Origin of the sequence: Methylomonas methanica (assembly GCF_001644035.1) — a bacterium.
In the GTDB taxonomy this organism is placed as follows: Bacteria; Pseudomonadota; Gammaproteobacteria; order Methylococcales; family Methylomonadaceae; genus Methylomonas; species Methylomonas methanica_A.
Map to the genome: position 1 here is coordinate 194,651 of NZ_LUUG01000049.1, position 16,676 is coordinate 211,326.

A 16,676-nucleotide genomic window follows, 5' to 3' on the forward strand; every position below is an offset into this window, starting at 1 on the left:
GCCCAAGCGTATCACTTGAACCTTGCATCTTAAACAGGAGATCGCAATCATGAAAAAGCTCTTAATCGCCCTATCCGTAACGATTGGAATCGCTATCGCAATATTCGCGGCATTCAATCCCAGGCTATCTGCTTACAACTCGCAAAACGACATTTCCTATTCCGATTTCATCAAGGATGTGCGCAGCAAGTCCGTGGCCGAAGTGATGATAGACGGCAAATCTATCGATGGCCGCCGCCATAACGGCACGCGGTTTGCCACATACAATCCTGGCGATGCGCGGATCATAGACGATCTATTGGAGTATGACGTCAAGATCAAAGTCGAAAGACCTGAAACCCAGTCAACCCTAACTCAACTTTTATTTTCATGGGCTCCCACCTTGCTGTTGATCGGGGTATTAATCTATTTCATGCGTAAACAGCAACAGGGTGCCGGCGCGCAAAACGGCTTTGGCAAAAGCCGGGCCAAATTAATGACCGAAGATCAAGTCAAGGTGCGTTTCAACGATGTGGCCGGCGCCGAGGAAGCCAAACAGGACGTGGCGGAAATGGTCGACTTCCTGAAAGATCCGGGCAAATACGAAGCCTTGGGCGGTAAAATTCCGCGCGGCGTGTTGATGGTGGGGCCTCCCGGTACCGGTAAAACTTTATTGGCGCGGGCCATTGCCGGAGAGGCCGGAGTGCCGTTCTTCTCGATCTCGGGTTCCGACTTTGTGGAAATGTTTGTCGGCGTGGGCGCGTCCAGGGTGCGCGATATGTTTGAGCAAGCTAAAAAACGCGCGCCCTGCATTATCTTCATCGACGAAATCGACGCGGTCGGCCGCCAGCGCAGCAGCGGCGGTAATATCGGCGGCGGCGAAGAACGCGAACAAACCCTTAACCAATTATTGGTGGAAATGGACGGCTTTAGCGGCAACGAAGGCATCATTGTCATTGCGGCAACCAACCGTGTCGATGTGCTGGACAAGGCTTTACTGAGACCGGGCCGTTTTGATCGCCAGGTGCAGATCGGCTTGCCGGACATCAAGGGCCGCGAACAAATTCTCAAAGTCCACGCCACCCGAGTGCCCTTGGCCGACGATGTCAACATCAACGATCTGGCGCGCGGCACACCGGGTTTTTCGGGTGCCGAACTAGCCAATCTGATTAACGAAGGCGCCCTATTCGCTGCCCGTAACAACCAGCGGGAAGTGACGATGCACGACCTGGACAGCGCCCGCGACAAAGCCATCATGGGCGCCGAGAAACGCACCATGATCATGAGTCGCGAGGATTTGTTAATGACTGCTTACCATGAAGCCGGCCACGCCATCGTTGGCCGTTTGGTGCCGGAGCACGACCCGGTTTATAAAGTCAGTATCATGCCGCGCGGCGGCGCGCTGGGCATCACCATGTTTCTGCCGGAACACGACCAATACAGTGCCTGCAAAGATAAACTGGATGGCCAGATTTCCAGCCTGTTCGGCGGACGGATTGCCGAAGCCTTAATTTACGGCAAAAACAAAGTCACCACCGGCGCCTCCAACGATATACAACGCGCCACTCAATTGGCGCGCAATATGGTCACCAAATGGGGCTTATCCGATCGTCTGGGCCCGATGGATTGCGGCGACAACGACAGCGGCTTTATGGGTTCGACCAAACCGATGTCCGAGCAAATGGCACGGCTGATCGATCATGAAATAAGACAAACCTTGGCGAATAACTATCGGCGCGCCGAGGCCATTCTCAAAGCTCATATGGAGATTCTGCACAACATGGCGCAAGCCTTGCTGGATTGGGAAACGCTGGATAAATATCAGATCGACGAGTTGATGCAGGGCCGCAAGATCGCGCCGCCCAAGGCTGTCGAGCCGGCAAAACGGCACTGGGACAACGGCAAATTGCCCAGGCCGACGGCTGAAACTGTACCTCCCATCGGCAAGATACCGGCTTTGTCCTAATCTCAAGACCGGATATATCTCCCACACTGCAAATTTCGGCACATCCGTTCCCTCGCCCTCCGGGTGAGGGAATCAAAAAAACCGAAATTTGAAGTGTGATGACTTGATAAAACAGTAACCGCATGAATCAACTGTTGCTCGCGAGCCCCGAATAAATGATAGAGTTCGGGGCCAAAGAATAGATTAATAACTAGGGGATTTTTCCAAATTCTAGTGATTCGACTACCCAATAAAAGCTTGAAAAAATTCGTTTTCAGTTCGGCGATATTGCCCTATTCGGCGCCAGCCTATCGCGGCGGGACGATTGCAGCATTGATACTGTTGACCGCCTGCACCGTGCCGAAACCTCTAGCGCTTGCAGAAAATACCCCGCCATCCCCTGCCCGGTCGGCTCTATCCTGGCACGCTTATCAAGCCCAAAACCGCCCGCCAGCGCCGGATACATCCAGTTTTCCAATTGAAGATGCCGGAATCGATACCAAGCAAACCTACGATTTGCCGGCCTTGGTGGATTTGGCCCTGCACACGCATCCGGAAACCCGGATTAGCTGGGAGGAAGCAAAAGCGGCCGCCGCGCGCCTGGAAAGAAATCGCAGCAGCTGGTATCCAACCCTGACGGCAATGGCATTCGGCCAGCATTTTACTAGCAGCTTTCCCATCCCCGGCAGCGCGCTGGTCAGCAACGGTTACGCGGCTCTCGCCAGTCTGGATTTGGCATGGACCTTATTCGATTTCGGCCGCCGGGAAGCGCTGGTCGATGCCGGTGCACAGAGGCTGAGCGCCGCTAATTTTGCCTTCGACCGTAAACACCAGGAAATTGCCTATCGGGTGGCCAGCAGTTTTTTTGTTTATCAGGCCGCCTTGGCCAAGGTGACGGCGGCTCAGCAAACCTATGAGTCAGCGAAAACCAACGCCGACTCGGTTCAAGCCAAACTCAAACAAGGCCTGGCAACCAAACCCGACTTGTTGCTGGCGCTGCAAGAGCAGGCAAAATCCAGTTATGACCTGCAAGATGCGCGCGGTTCGGTCATGCAGACCCGTGCCGATTTAACGACGAGCCTGGGGATTTCACCGGCTTACAGCCTGCAACTGGTCGACCTGAGCAAGCTACCGTTGCCCGCAGAACTGGCGCAATCGGTGGAAAAAATTGTCGATCAGGCCTTGGAGCAGCGTCCCGATTTATTGGCGCGCCTTGCCGAATTGCGTGCCCGCGATGCGGACGTTAAAAAAGCCAGAGCGGAATTCTGGCCGAAAGTGTCGCTACGCGGCATGGTGGGCAATCAATACTGGGGCAATGTGCATACCAAGCCGGCGGGCGGTGAGAGTTATTCAGCAAACACCATGGTCGATACGGCCATGTTGCATGTGGAATGGACCTTGTTCGACGGCTTTGAACGCAGCAATGCCGTACGGGAAGCCGAGGCCAAAAGGTCGGCGTCCCAAGCCCAGCTGGAGGCCTTGCGCCTGGAAATAATGCGCGACATCTGGAAAGCCTACGCCGACACTAAAACCGCGCTGGAAAAACGCGAGTTTGCCTTGGCTCTGTTGAAAGCCGCCGAGGAATCCTATGCCGCCACCCAAGAGTCTTACACGCACGGCTTTTCGACGGTAATAGAGCTATTGTCGGCGCAAAAAGACCTGGCGCGTGCCCGCTTTACCGAAATCGACAGTCGGGCAACTTTATTACGTTCCGCCGCAACTCTGGTTTATGTGTCAGGCGAGCAAAATCCGGAAGTGTCGGATAATCATTAAATGACCGCCTTTCATGCCGGCCAGTCAGCATTTCTAGTACAACACAGCAAACCGTCTGACCGATTCACCAGGTTTTTCTTGAGCGTGAATAGGCTTATAGCTATTATCGAATTCTAATTAGAACAATTATTTTTACATTATGTCCTCCGACTCTACATTTCCAACAGTTTTGCGCCAGTTGCTCCGCACCCACCAGGCCTTTTTGTCTTATGCGGCCAGGCACGTTCACCGGCTCGAATTAACCTTGCCTCAGTACGATGTGATCATTACGCTGGGTAAAACCGCCGGCATGCAGCCCAAGAAACTTGGCGAGGAAACCTTGATTACCAAAGGCACACTCACCGGCGTGGTCAGCCGCTTGGAGGATAAGGGGCTGGTGGAAAGGTCGGCCTCAAAAAAAGACGGCCGCAGCCAGATCATCCGCTTGACCGAGGCGGGCCGCGCGGTTTACGAACAAACTTTCCCCGAGCATCTGGCCCATATCGGCCGCCTGTTCGACGACTATGCGCCCGAGGAAATCTCGAAGCTGGAGGCGGATTTACAGAGGCTGCATGAAGCGGTCATCACCGCTCGCGGCGATCATATTGAACAAGTCGATGATGAATTCTAGCGAGTACCGAAATGTTCATACGTTTGAGATGAAGCACACAATGATCTCTGGGCGATTACTTAGGTGGGCCTCTAAAAATAAAAACACCTCCTTCTCCCCACGGGAGAAGGTTGGGATGAGGGAATTAAAATCAATTACTTACCCCCCTCACCCTAGCCCTCTCCCGGAGGACGAGGGAATGTTTAGAGGTTCCCTTAAAACGTTTTTACTGGCGAGTCCCTCGATTTTCCTGACCGCATGCGATCCCATGCTAAGCCTGGAAGGTTCGTTCTGGCCGGCCTGGATTATCTGCATCCTCAGCGGGCTGGCGGCCAGCATGCTGTTGATGTGGCAATTGGTGCACTACCGTTTGGCACCCCATTTGGGCCCACCGCTGCTGATCGCGCCCAGCCTGTGGGCCTTATGCACCTTTATCATCTGGCTGGTGTTTTATGCAGCGTAACAGCGGCGGTGCCTGATGGAAAACAGTCAAAACGATAGCCGAGGCTTAAGCCTGAAAAACCGGATATTGCTGGGCCGCGTCATCGGCATTGTCATCGTGTTGGGTGCGTTGGCGACCGGCTCTGCGGTGTGGCATATCAACTATCAAAATCCGCGCACCAACGACGCGATGGTGCGGGCCAACATCGTCGGCATCGCCCCGGAAGTCAGCGGCCGCATTGTGGAACTGCATGTCGAAGACAATCAGTATGTCAAACAAGGTGATTTGCTGTACGTGATCGACCCACGCCCTTATCAGGCCAGATTGGACAAAGCCAAGGCCGAATTGCTGCTCGCGGAAAAAGATGTCGATTCCCGACGCGCTTCCAGCGGTTCCGCCGAAATTGCCATCGAACGCCTGGAACACCAGCGTGCCGCCGCCAATGCCGAAGTGAAAAAAATCGAGGCGGAAGACGAGTATCTGCATAACTATCTGGAACGCCTGGAACCCTTGGCGGATAAACAATATGTCACCACCGATCAGCTGAAACAGGCGCGATCGCGCTATGCGGCTTCGCGCGCCGAGTTGGCGGACGCGAAAGCTAAAGAGTTGTCGGCTCGCAGTGCCATAGAGGAAGCCAAAAGCGATAGCCGCCGGGCGGTATCGTTAATCGCCCAGGTCGGCGACGTCAACGCCCACATCGAAGCGGCCAGAGCCATGGTCACCGCCGCCGAACTCGATCTGGAATACTGTTATGTGCGCGCGCCGTTTAATGCCTACGTCACCAATTTGAATACCCGCGAAGGCGAATATGCCAAGGCCGGCGCGCAAATGTTTGCCTTGGTGGACGACCGCCACTGGTATGTGATCGCCGACTTCAAGGAAACCTATTTGCGGTCGATCAAACCCGGCCAGGAAGCCGAAGTGTTTCTGGTCGCTTATCCGGGCAAACGCTATCGCGGCGTGGTCACTGGTATCGGCTGGGCCAATTCGCCGGACAATATCAAGCAGCAAGGCGTGTTGCCGGAAGTTGAGCGCACGCTGAACTGGGTGATTCTGGCTTCGCGTTTTCCGGTGCGGATCGAGATCGCAGAGCGCGACCCCGCGCATCCACTACGCATGGGCATGACCGCGTTTGTCACGGTGCGGGAAGCAAGTGCCGAGGGAGCCGGTAAAGCCCTGCCGCCGTCATGACCAGCGGCGACAGCCGGCCTGATTCAAGCTCGCAGCCAAAACCCGGCCGGCTTTGGTTTGGCACCAGCCTGGGGCAATTTCTCAAAGCCGAACTCAAAGATTCGGCTGCGCGTCGTGTAGCCGCCCTGCGCTTGTTCGTCGTCACACTGACTATTGCGCTCGTCAGCCAAACCCTGCATATCCCGCCCTTGGGAGCAATTTCCATATTGATTTGCTTAAGCTACGACGCCCACGCCAATGCCGGCCAATCCCTGGCGTTTGGAATGCGCCAGCTCGGCTATCTGATTGTGACGACTTTAGTGTCGGTATTGACGCTGATGTTGGCTGGCAACGACCCTTGGTTACTGCTGCCGCTGTCGTTCGTTATATTGGCTTTGTCCCTGTTTCACGCCCGCCTGATCGCCTGGCCCACGGGCATTGCTTTATGGTATTCGGTGGCGGTGCTGTACAACCCCAGCACGCCCGATGAAAATATTTATCACGCTTTATGGAACATCCCGATCATAGGCGTACTGGCGCTGGGAACATGGACGGTGGTGCATCTGACCATCAAACCGCAAGATCCTCTGAAACTGTTAAAAGTGGAGATCGCCACACAATTGGCGGCGGTGGAATACATTTTCAGTGCGCGTCTGGCCGATGCCGGTGCGTATACCCCCAGGCCGGAAGCAAACATGCACGCCGCTGCCGGCAGCCTCGGCAAGTTGCTGGGCTTACTGGCCAACGCCGAATTGATCCATCCGGCGTTGCACGAGCGCCACCAGACTTATCGGGCGCTGCTGCTGGAAATAGACGGTTTGCGGCAGTTGGCGGACTGGCTCAATCAAGTCTTGGCCGCGGAATATAGAGCCCAGCCGCTGACGCCGGAAAAACTGCATGTCTATCGGGCTTTACAAAGCGCCTGTGCCCAATTGCGGTATGGTCTGGCGGAATCGCGCGATGTGTCTGCGAAAGTTACAAGCTTGTTACGCGACGATGTATTGCAAAACTATGCGCGGGAAACCAATCCCTCGCTGTTAACCGCCCTGTGGCGGGCTCTGCAACGGATTGCCGGCTTGACGCATGATTTGCATCAACCGATAGTCGCCACAGACAGTAAAAATATCAACGCTGAATCCGACGACAACCCGGAACATAGCTGGCTACCGGCCTGGTTTGCTTACGAATTTTGGGCAACGCATGCCGACAGCGTGCAATTTGGCATCAAATTCTCTCTGGGCGCGATCCTGTGCATGCTGATTGTGGAAAGCCTGGGCTGGCCGGACATCAACACCGCGATTCCTACCTGTCTGGTCGCAGCGCAAACCAGTCTCGGCGCCGACTACCGGCTTTCGTTATTGCGGGTGTCGGGCGCTGCTGTCGGTGGGATCTGCGCTTACTTTTATGTATTGGTCTTTCAATCTCAGCTCGATACCATCGTCGGCTTTGCGTTTGCAACAGCGCCATTCTGGGCGCTGGCGGCCTGGATTACCGCCGGCAGCGAACGCATCGCCTACCTGGGCCGGCAGCTTGGTTTTTCGTTTGCGCTGTTTGTACTGCATGATTTTGGTCAAGTCACCGACCTATATCTGCCGCGCGACCGGGTCATCGGTATCTTGCTCGGACTCATCGTGATGGGCGTTATCGATTACGCGCTGTGGCCACGGCGCTCGATTGCACTGGCCCGCCACCACGGCGTAGCGGCGCTACGTACCCTCGCTAATTTCACCAGCCGCTTACCCGATGTCAGCCACTTGCTGACTTACACCTTACCGCTGCGTTTGTCGGCGGAAAAAGAGCTGGCCGCCGCGCAAGACTTGTTGGCTCACGCGGTATTGGAACCCGATGCGCGCTTAGCCGAAAAAGTGCATGAACGGGCTGCGCTGAGAGCGCTTGTCAAGGATACCAGCCATTTATCCGGCTTGTTACAAGTCCGGAAACGTTACCGCTTACTCAGCGGCCAGCGCTTCAGTCATTTTCCCGATGAATTGCAACAACTCAGCCGGGCGTTCGATGCCGAGCTGGCAAACGCCCTGGAATATGCCGCAAGACTTCTGCAAGGCGAGCAGGCTGGCAACCGAATTGAGCTTGCCAAACATCAAGCGGGTCTACAGCAAAGCTATAGCGATCATCATCGTATCGACAATCTGGCCGACGATCTGGCGGTGGAATGGGAACTGCGTTTTATGTTGGACCAGCAAATCGTCGAGCTGATAGCTCACATCGAAAAAACCGCGCTGGCTGCGGTGTCATATCCGCAAAAATCCGGTTCGGAGATTGATTTGCAATAAGACCGGGCAACTACAGCTGCATCCGCACTGAATAAGCAGCACCGATATACGCCAAGTCGCTCAAAATATGCTCATCTGAAAATCCAGACTTCGCTCCGCTAACCAGACCAAAGCCACGGTGACGATGGATGCTGAACCGGATTTCATGACTAGTAGCGGATAATACCGGTAGCGGCTAAAGCCGACTATCAAAGGCAAAACCGCGCCGACAATCGCCAACTGCCCTGCTTCCACACCCAAATTAAAGCCTAATAGCGGTAACATCCGCTGCGTGTCCGGCAAGCCCATGTCCAACAACACGCTGGCGATGCCCATGCCGTGGATCAAGCCGAAAGCAAAGGCAAACCAGGTGCGGCGATTTACCAAGACCGGATAAATATTATTCAGCGCCGCCAACACCACGGAAGCGGCGATAGCCGACTCCACCCAGCGGGACGGCAGCGAGACGTAGTGCAACACGGTCAGACTCAGAGTGAGCGAATGCGCCAGCGTGAAAGCTGTGACCACGCCCAGCACGTCGAAAAATACCGGTCTAAAGCCTGGTTTTGGCTGCCAAGTACCCCCCTCCCACGCCAAAGCAGCCGGCAGCAACAGACTTAACAAAAATAGAATATGGTCAAAGCCGATCCAGATATGCCATAGCCCGGCGTAGCCGAATCGCGCCACGGTCCGCCACCCGGAATAATCAGCGTCCCGCACAAATTCGCTACGTTGGTGGTCAGGACTAAAGATCGCAGTATCGGTTTTAGCGGCATGAATGACGCTTATCAGCCCGCGATGCTGCGGGTCGAGATCGAAAAGCAAGCGATAGTCTATCGACAACGGCGTGGACGCAGACGGACAAATCGCCCGGAAATTTAATACGGCGTAATGACCATCGCTGTGTTCGTCCACCTGTAAATCCCCTGCTTGCAGCGAACAGACTTGCTTAGCCGTCGTCATTTGCAAACGACTCAGCGCATAGGCATACACAACATCCCGACTATTTCGCAACTCCGCCCAGGTAATATTACCGTCGTCGTTTGCATCCAAACCCAAGGCGTAATCCAGGTCGCGCAAGGCAATATCCCATTGCCCGGAGATCTGCCGCCCGTCAACCTGCACCGTCATGTAACTATCGCTGGCCTTATGGGCAAAAACATTAAAACTTGCAGTCAGCAGCCAGACCATGATTAACCCGACCCAAATGATTCCGCGTATTCGGTTCGAGCTTAACCCGTCTAAGCTTGGCGGGGCCAGCCCTTCGACAGGCCAGCCCTGAGCGCAGTCGAGAGGCCCAGGGCAAACAGTATTTAAGGGGTGAAGGAATTTTGCCGGCCCGTTCATACTCCGCTCCCACCAATTTGCGCGAGTAGCGTTTGCAGTCGCACATCCTGCAATTTGGACTCGGTTAAAAAAGTCAGCAGCGGTTGCAGCTGTTGTTGATTTTTGCCGCTGGCCACAGCCGCTTCCAACAAAATGCGCGCGTCGCGCGGCTCGCGCTGCACGGCCCAATTGGCTTGCGCTAGTGCCAGCGCCGGTTCCGGCTGGTTTAACAGATGCAGTAAAAAGCGCGCCTCGTCGCCTTGATGACTGGTATCGCCGCGCATGCGGCTGGCGGCAAAGCGGGCTGACAGTGCGTCAATGTGCGCAGTGGCGGTTGGCAGCTGTAATGCTTTTTCGGCTAAAGCCAGACGCAGTAACAAACCGTCGGCGCGCGTATCGTTAGCTAACAATTCCACCACGTCTTGGAAACGATTCCGGTCCAATAAATAATCGGCATAGGTAGCCAACAGATAGCCGTTGCGGCGCTGCAGTTGCAGCGCTTGCTGGTAATAGCTTTCAGCCGTATCGGCCTTGCCTAGTCGCTCAGCCATTTCCGCCAGCGTGGTCAACGCCCATTGTTTATCCGGCGGTGCAGCGCTTTGCGCAGTTGTTGTTGCTTGTGCCAACTGACGATAGGCGGCATCGAGCTGGCCGGATACGCTCAAGATCGAATTCAGGCAAACTTGGCCGATCAGCGGCTCGGCTAATTTCAGTAGCGGTAAACAACTGTTTAGGCCGGCCGCGTGCCGGCCCTGTACTTCCAGTATCGCCGCCCGCGTCAGCCAAGCTTGCGCCAGGCGTGGCTGGCGTGCCAAGGCCCGGTTCAAATAATCCAATGCCGCCGGAAATTCATGGCGATTTTGAAACAAGGTTGCTCGCAAAGTCAGCACTTCGGCAGTCGGTTGCGCGACCGCCAGCCAAGGCGTCAAAGCGGCTTCCGCGTAGCCGAAATAGCGCGGGTCCGATTCGGCGCGGCCCAGTTCTATATAACGCCTGACTAAGGCTAAAGCCGGTTCCACGTCATTGGGCTGAGCCGCGACTTGCTTGCGCAAGTAACGAACTTCCAGCCAACTCTCGCCCCTGGCCGGCAGGACTTCCAAGACTTCATCATCGGTCTTGGGTAAATAAGGTTGCGCACCCACGTCACTAAATACTGCAACAGACATCAATAAACCTAAACTAAGCCAGTGCTTCATTGGCTTCTCCTTTGGCATGCATATCAAAACCGGGGGCGAGTACAGCCGCCCCCGGCCATCGTTAAAACACCGCTTAGTTATTTGGACAGCTACCAACAGCCAGGGAAACCGCATCGAAACAACCGGATTCGGTAGGATCGACATGGCGACTTTGCCGGCCGCTATTGGCAAAAGCCACATAAGGAAACACTTCCTGATAAGTTCTGTCGTTAGCATTCACGCCGTCGGCAACCCGGTTATTGGGAAAGCTGTTAAAGGCCGGATTCAAAACCCCAACCACCGCTTGCGCGGCAATATCCGTAACGTCATCGGATACCCGGCGGCCATTCGGAAAACCGGCAGTATCGCCAGCCAAGAAAGCCATGCGTTTGCGCGCGCTTAAAGGTGTGGGGCCGATACCGGTGTTTAAACGCAGCAAATCGGCAACCGGCCCGCGTTGAACTGGAGAACAGCCGGGGCATATTGGTGCGGCATAAAACACCAATGGGCCCAGGTCGAAACTGGGGTTGGCAGGATTGACGCGCGGCGGCGCAGGAATGGGTACCGCACCGCCATAGGCCGCGTTGACGACTCTAGCCAACAGCGGATCCACTACATAGCCGGCAAAATTGGCGTCATCCTTGGGCTCACTCATGCTGAACTTGTCTTTATCGCCGGTACCGATCAACACCTCATTGATCAAGGGATTACCCATGCGCTGAATCTGCACATAGGCATTGGCAAGCTTGGGTTTGCCGCCTGGTCTGTCGGCATAGGCTTTGGTGCGTGGCCGCGAGGTAGTGGCGTAAGTACCGATCACCGCCAAGGCTTCGCCGGCGGTATGTTGCTTGCCGTCTTGGGTTAGCAGGGCAATCGGCAATTCGATGGCAATGGAATTGACGTTAAAGCCGGCCACATCATCAGGCGCGAAGTTTTTGGTTTCCGCGACATGTTGATCCTCGGAAAATACCCCAGGCACACCAACGCCGGACGCACCAGCGCGAAAATTAAACGTATCAAAAGTGGCACCTAAATCAATGTAAAACGGATCGTCTACGGTACCGGCAAACACGCTAACCCCGCCGCCTAAATCGTAAATCCCCTGGCTGGCCAAATTCTGGTAATTGGGCATCGTGCGCGGCCCGACGTTAGAGGGCACCGCGTAGAGCTTTTGCTGATTGGTCAGATCGATAACTTGCCGATTGGCACCCTTCCCTTTGATCAACGTGACGGTATAACTCTGCCGCAAGCCCAAGCCTTCCGAGCCGGGGCCGTCCAGTGCGGTAATGGCCGGCGGTACGATCAAACTGCCTGGAGCTACTGGGCCAGGAGAATTAGCCGGTGCGACAATACCCGTGCCGGCCCCGACAAAACCGGTAAATACACCGGGCAAGCGGTTTTCGGTTTTAAATCGAAATTGCAGGGTAATGTCTTCGTCGGCGTCGAAATTGTTATCCACTTTCATTTCATACAAAATTTCCGGATCGAACGGAAAATAATTCGGGCCGTTGCTGGGTTCCAGAAGAGGATCGACATTCAGAATCATCGTCACTTTGCTGGGATCGTTGTAACTGACAAAGGCGTACCAATCGGTGATGTCGGCCTTGTTATCGAGTGCGGTTAAGGGCGCTTCGCGGTGGTTGGCGGCCTGAGCGGGTTGCATGGCTGTCAGCGCGATGCATAGCGCCAGCGGCCAGCGTGTGTGGCTAATTGGAGTTTTCATAGCTTTGCTTCCTTTAAAAGATAAACGCGCAGTTCGGGTGACTGCATGGTTAATACGGGCTGAATAACTAAATGGATGTCAGACGGATACTTCTGCGGATACCGGTTTAGCTTTACTGGCGCGCGAGTAATGACCAACCAGCAAAAACAGGCCGGAAAGGCTCAGCAGCATCCAGGTTGGCGGTTCCGGTACGCTATTCACGGTGGCGCTATCGACGTTTAGAATATGTACGTCCCAGGCCGCGGTGCGATTCGGTTCGACGGGGTTATTGTTGCTATCAAATAGCGAGCCTTCGCAAAAACGACCGTTGGAGCAAGCAAAGGCAGCCGTGAACACCGGGTCGGTGTCGCGCAAAAAGCCATCAGCCAAGAGTGTGCTGACCGAAAAGTTGTCGTATTGCGTCAAGGTGGCGATGTAATTCCCGGCCGCCAGATTCAGATTGATATAACTGTCGAATTCACCGTAGTCGTAGGTGACGCCGTTCGACACCAGCGCGCCGCCCAAACTACCGTCATCCTGCTCTAGGATTTGATTTCCGCCGCCATCCCACAGCGTTAAGATGGGATCGAAACCGCCGCCCAGCCAAGACGAGGTGAACAAGGTCACCGCCCCGGGCAAGCCAAGATTAAAGTCAAAACGCACGACATCGTTATCTTGCGAAAAGCTGCCGTTAAAATCGAACGCTGCCGGCAGCGCCGGCCCGGGCAGCGCCGCAGCGCCCGCCAGTGCGGCTATTACTAGTATTTTTTTCATGTTGCATTCCTCCGATTGAGTTGAAACATCGGCAAGCGCTCTATCCTTTCATCCTCGGAATCGCTGAAACTTAGGCGCCTGCAATCACAAATACGCAACAAACCGGCGTTTGGATGAGTCGTTCGTAAAAAATAGTTGCAACGAATACGGTTCGGCAGGATTCTGCCCGGGTCAGTCAGTTGGACGTAGCTAATAACGCATTGAATAATCTGATATAAACAAAAATTGCTGGTACTTGTTGCATCCAAACCTGTTAGTTTTTGCGTATAGCTAGCAAAGGGGTGGGCAACACCCTGAAAAAACCACAAGGATAAACACGAGAGCGCTGAATTGAATAAAGACTGGAACACCCTAGACGGTTTTCGCGCGGACGATGCCTCTTTGCAGGGTTGGATCGCTGCAGTAGTGGATCGCGATCAGGCCGCGCTGAGCTGTTTGTACGACGCACTGATTGCACAGGTTTACGGACTGGCGCTACGAATTACCCGACAAACCCAGTTAGCTGAAGAAGTGGCGCAGGATACTTTTTGGCAGGTTTGGCGGCAGGCGCCGAGATTTGATGCCAGCAGAGGCAACGCCAAAGCCTGGGTGATGACCATTGCCCGCAGCCGGGCCCTGGATGCGCTGCGGGGTTTGAATCCCGAGGAATGCGAGCTGGAGCCGGAGACTTTGGCGTTAATCCAAGCCGAAGATAGTGATATGCCACCCAACCTGTTGATGGCGGTCGAGCAAGGTCATGGATTACACGCCGCACTGGCAACGCTGGATGCCACGCCGAGACAGTTATTGTCGTTGGCGTTCTTTCGCGGTTTGAGCCACGACGAAATCGCCGAATGTAGCGGTATGCCCTTGGGCACCGTTAAATCGCATATCCGCCGAGCGCTCTTAAGCTTGCAAGATATTTTGGCGGCAAACGTCGCCGAACCGCATTAATCCGATGAAGAACTGAATATGAATAAGGCCAACGACCCTGAACAAGACCAACTCAATCAGCTGCTGCTGGACAGCTTGTCACCTATCGAGCTAAGCACCGGCCGACATGACATGCTAAAGCAAGGTCTGCTGACGCGCGCGGCGTTGAGCATCGCCAATCAGGCCGGTTTGCTGACTATACGAGCGAAGGACGGTGTCTGGCAAACGCTTAAGACCGGCGTGCGCGTCAAACCACTCTGGAACGGCGGCCGGCAAGGTAACTCGGTACTGGTAGAATTCGCTCCGGGCGCGAGTCTGGTGCCGCACCGGCACAACTGTCTGGAGGAAGGCATTGTCTTGCGCGGCGATTTGCAAATGGGCGATTTGCGGCTCGGCCCGCTGGATTACCATGCCTCGCCAGCCGGCAGCCGTCATGGCTGCATCAGCTCTCAGCACGGCGCACTGGCTTATCTGCGCGGTACCTCATTGGGCGACACCCACGAGGTGTTGCGGGAGGTATTGGGCGGTTTGCTGCCGTTTGGCCAAGACCGGTCTTTGACGGTGTATGCCGATAATAACAGCGCTTGGCAGGAAATCATGCCGGGCGTCTGGAAAAAACCGCTCTGGCAAGATGAAACTAGGCAGTCGTGTTTCTACAGGCTGGAAGCGGAAGCCGGGTTTCCGAAAAGCGTCCACCCGGAGGAACAGGAATACATGATGCTGGACGGCGACTTGTTTATCGACGATGTGTTGCTGCGCGCCGGCGATTACCAACTCGCACCGACCGGCAGCATGCACCACGACGTGTATACCGATATTGGGGCAACACTGTTCGTGCGCGGCGCCAAGGAAAATTAGCTAATATCCTGACTATTCAAATAATCTTCATAGTTACCGCTGAAATCGACGATGCCGTTCGGCGTCAGCTCGATAATCCGCGTGGCCAGTGAGGACACAAACTCCCGATCGTGACTGACGAAAATCAGCGTGCCGGGATAGTTTTCCAAAGCCGCATTTAAGGATTCGATCGATTCCATATCCAAATGGTTAGTAGGCTCGTCCATCACCATCACATTGTTTTTTTGCAGAATCAATTTGCCAAACAACATCCGGCCTTGCTCACCACCGGAAATCACTTTCACGGATTTATTGATTTCGTCCTGCGAGAATAATAAGCGCCCCAGCGTACCGCGAATGGTTTGATCGTCATCGGACTCCTTGCGCCATTGGCCCATCCATTCGATCAACGACATATCTTCGGCAAAATCGTCCGCATGGTCCTGGGCAAAATAACCGACCTCGGCGTTTTCCGACCATTTGACTTCTCCGCTATCGGGGGTCAAATCACCGACCAGGGTTTTCAATAAAGTGGATTTTCCGATCCCGTTCGGACCGATTACCGCAACCCGCTCGCCAACCGCGATCATCATGTTCAAATTCTTGAACAATGGTTCGGCACCGTAGCCCTTGACCAAGTCTTTGGCTTCCAAGGCTAAGCGATACAACTTTTTGGCTTGATCGAAACGAATAAACGGATTGACCCGGCTGGACGGCTTGACTTCGTCAAGTTTGATTTTTTCCAACTGCCGAGCGCGTGACGTGGCTTGCTTGGCCTTGGAAGCGTTGGCCGAAAAGCGCGCCACGAAGGTTTGCAGTTCGGCGATTTGGGCTTTTTTCTTGGCATTCCCGGCCAACAATTGTTCGCGCACCTGAGTCACGGCCGTCATGTAATCGTCGTAATTGCCCGGATACACCCGCAATTCGCCGTAGTCCAGATCGGCCATGTGGGTACAAACGCTATTCAAAAAGTGCCGGTCATGCGAGATGATTACCATGGTCGAATTGCGTTCGTTCAGCACGTTTTCCAGCCAACGAATCGTGTTGATGTCCAAGTTGTTGGTCGGTTCGTCCAGCAACATGATGTCAGGATTGGAAAACAAGGCTTGTGCCAGCAATACCCGCAATTTCCATCCCGGCGCCACCGCACTCATCGGGCCGTTATGTTGCTCCAGCGGAATATCCAAGCCCAGCAATAATTCGCCGGCTTTGGCTTCAGCGGTATAGCCGCCGTATTCTGCAAACACCGATTCCAGATCGGCGGCGCGCATGTAATCGTCTTCGCTGGCTTCCATATTGGCGTAGATGGCGTCGCGTTCCGACATGGCCGCCCACATCTCGGCATGACCCATCATCACCACATCCAGCACCCGCTGCTCTTCGTAAGCGAATTGATTCTGGCGCAAGATACCCAGCCGTTCGTTGGCATCGACGCTGACGTTGCCCGATGTCGGCTCCAGGTCACCGCTGAGGATTTTCATGAAGGTCGACTTGCCGCAGCCGTTGGCGCCGATCAGGCCGTAACGATTGCCGTTGCCGAATTTAACAGAAACGTTTTCAAACAGGGGCTTGGCCCCGAATTGCATGGTGATATTAGCGGTAGAAATCAAGAGAGTGTCCGAAGATTAGGAGTAAAAAGAGCGTTGGCGCCGCTTGGGGCGTGTGACGAAATAAATAGGTTGACGCAAAAATCAGTTATTTTACCAGACTTTAATCGACGATCATTTACAGTAATGTGTCACCGGCAATCCGGACGATAAAGAACTGAAATTCAATAAA

At 54.6% G+C, this 16,676-nt stretch carries 13 protein-coding genes; 8 read left to right on the forward strand and 5 right to left on the reverse strand.

Annotated features, from left to right (window positions below; genetic code table 11):
* Positions 1-49 precede the first annotated feature (49 nt).
* The 6 genes from ftsH (at position 50) to A1332_RS04900 (ending at position 8,192) form a co-directional block, all read left to right on the forward strand.
* Entirely contained in the window at positions 50-1,945 is a 1,896-nt protein-coding gene (ftsH, locus tag A1332_RS04875; RefSeq protein ID WP_064007429.1) for an ATP-dependent zinc metalloprotease FtsH, read from the forward strand.
* A gap of 237 nt (positions 1,946-2,182) precedes the next feature.
* Positions 2,183-3,697, forward strand: coding sequence for a TolC family protein (locus A1332_RS04880; RefSeq protein WP_231890212.1), 1,515 nt, complete (start codon positions 2,183-2,185; stop codon positions 3,695-3,697).
* Between the two features lie 244 nt (positions 3,698-3,941).
* Positions 3,942-4,307: a MarR family winged helix-turn-helix transcriptional regulator gene (locus A1332_RS04885; protein WP_231886470.1), complete on the forward strand. Its 366-nt coding sequence runs from the start codon at positions 3,942-3,944 to the stop codon at positions 4,305-4,307.
* 178 nt (positions 4,308-4,485) lie between these two features.
* On the forward strand, positions 4,486-4,749 hold the full coding sequence (locus A1332_RS04890) for a YtcA family lipoprotein (RefSeq protein WP_064007432.1): 264 nt from the start codon (positions 4,486-4,488) through the stop codon (positions 4,747-4,749).
* 15 nt (positions 4,750-4,764) lie between these two features.
* Positions 4,765-5,922 carry a biotin/lipoyl-binding protein gene (locus tag A1332_RS04895; RefSeq protein ID WP_064007433.1) on the forward strand — a complete coding sequence of 386 codons (1,158 nt, stop codon included), beginning with the start codon at positions 4,765-4,767 and terminating at the stop codon, positions 5,920-5,922.
* A complete protein-coding gene (locus A1332_RS04900) occupies positions 5,919-8,192 on the forward strand; it encodes an FUSC family protein (RefSeq protein ID WP_064007434.1) in 2,274 nt (757 codons plus the stop codon). Before A1332_RS04895 ends, A1332_RS04900 begins: the two co-directional genes overlap by 4 nt.
* A 60-nt stretch (positions 8,193-8,252) precedes the next feature.
* On the opposite strand, the gene A1332_RS04905 is transcribed toward A1332_RS04900, so the two are convergent.
* From A1332_RS04905 to A1332_RS04920, 4 genes are all read right to left on the reverse strand, one after another.
* Positions 8,253-9,362, reverse strand: coding sequence for a HupE/UreJ family protein (locus tag A1332_RS04905; RefSeq protein ID WP_064007435.1), 1,110 nt, complete (start codon positions 9,360-9,362; stop codon positions 8,253-8,255).
* Positions 9,363-9,514: 152 nt separating this feature from the next.
* Positions 9,515-10,693 (reverse strand): hypothetical protein, encoded by a 1,179-nt coding sequence (locus A1332_RS04910; RefSeq protein ID WP_064007436.1) that lies wholly within the window; start codon positions 10,691-10,693, stop codon positions 9,515-9,517.
* Between the two features lie 73 nt (positions 10,694-10,766).
* Positions 10,767-12,395, reverse strand: coding sequence for a DUF4331 domain-containing protein (locus A1332_RS04915; RefSeq protein WP_064007437.1), 1,629 nt, complete (start codon positions 12,393-12,395; stop codon positions 10,767-10,769).
* Between the two features lie 78 nt (positions 12,396-12,473).
* Positions 12,474-13,148 (reverse strand): DVUA0089 family protein, encoded by a 675-nt coding sequence (locus A1332_RS04920; RefSeq protein ID WP_064007438.1) that lies wholly within the window; start codon positions 13,146-13,148, stop codon positions 12,474-12,476.
* A gap of 330 nt (positions 13,149-13,478) precedes the next feature.
* Between A1332_RS04920 and A1332_RS04925 the strand changes: the two genes are divergently transcribed.
* Together A1332_RS04925 and A1332_RS04930 are read left to right on the forward strand one after the other, a co-directional pair.
* Positions 13,479-14,081 (forward strand): RNA polymerase sigma factor, encoded by a 603-nt coding sequence (locus A1332_RS04925; protein WP_082879534.1) that lies wholly within the window; start codon positions 13,479-13,481, stop codon positions 14,079-14,081.
* Between the two features lie 18 nt (positions 14,082-14,099).
* Positions 14,100-14,918: a cupin domain-containing protein gene (locus A1332_RS04930; RefSeq protein WP_064007439.1), complete on the forward strand. Its 819-nt coding sequence runs from the start codon at positions 14,100-14,102 to the stop codon at positions 14,916-14,918.
* Here the strand turns inward: A1332_RS04930 and A1332_RS04935 are convergent.
* The gene (locus A1332_RS04935; protein WP_064007440.1) at positions 14,915-16,507 is read right to left on the reverse strand and encodes an ABC-F family ATPase; all 1,593 of its coding nucleotides are present in this window, start codon (positions 16,505-16,507) and stop codon (positions 14,915-14,917) included. The genes A1332_RS04930 and A1332_RS04935 overlap by 4 nt on opposite strands.
* Between the last annotated feature and the right edge of the window lie 169 nt (positions 16,508-16,676).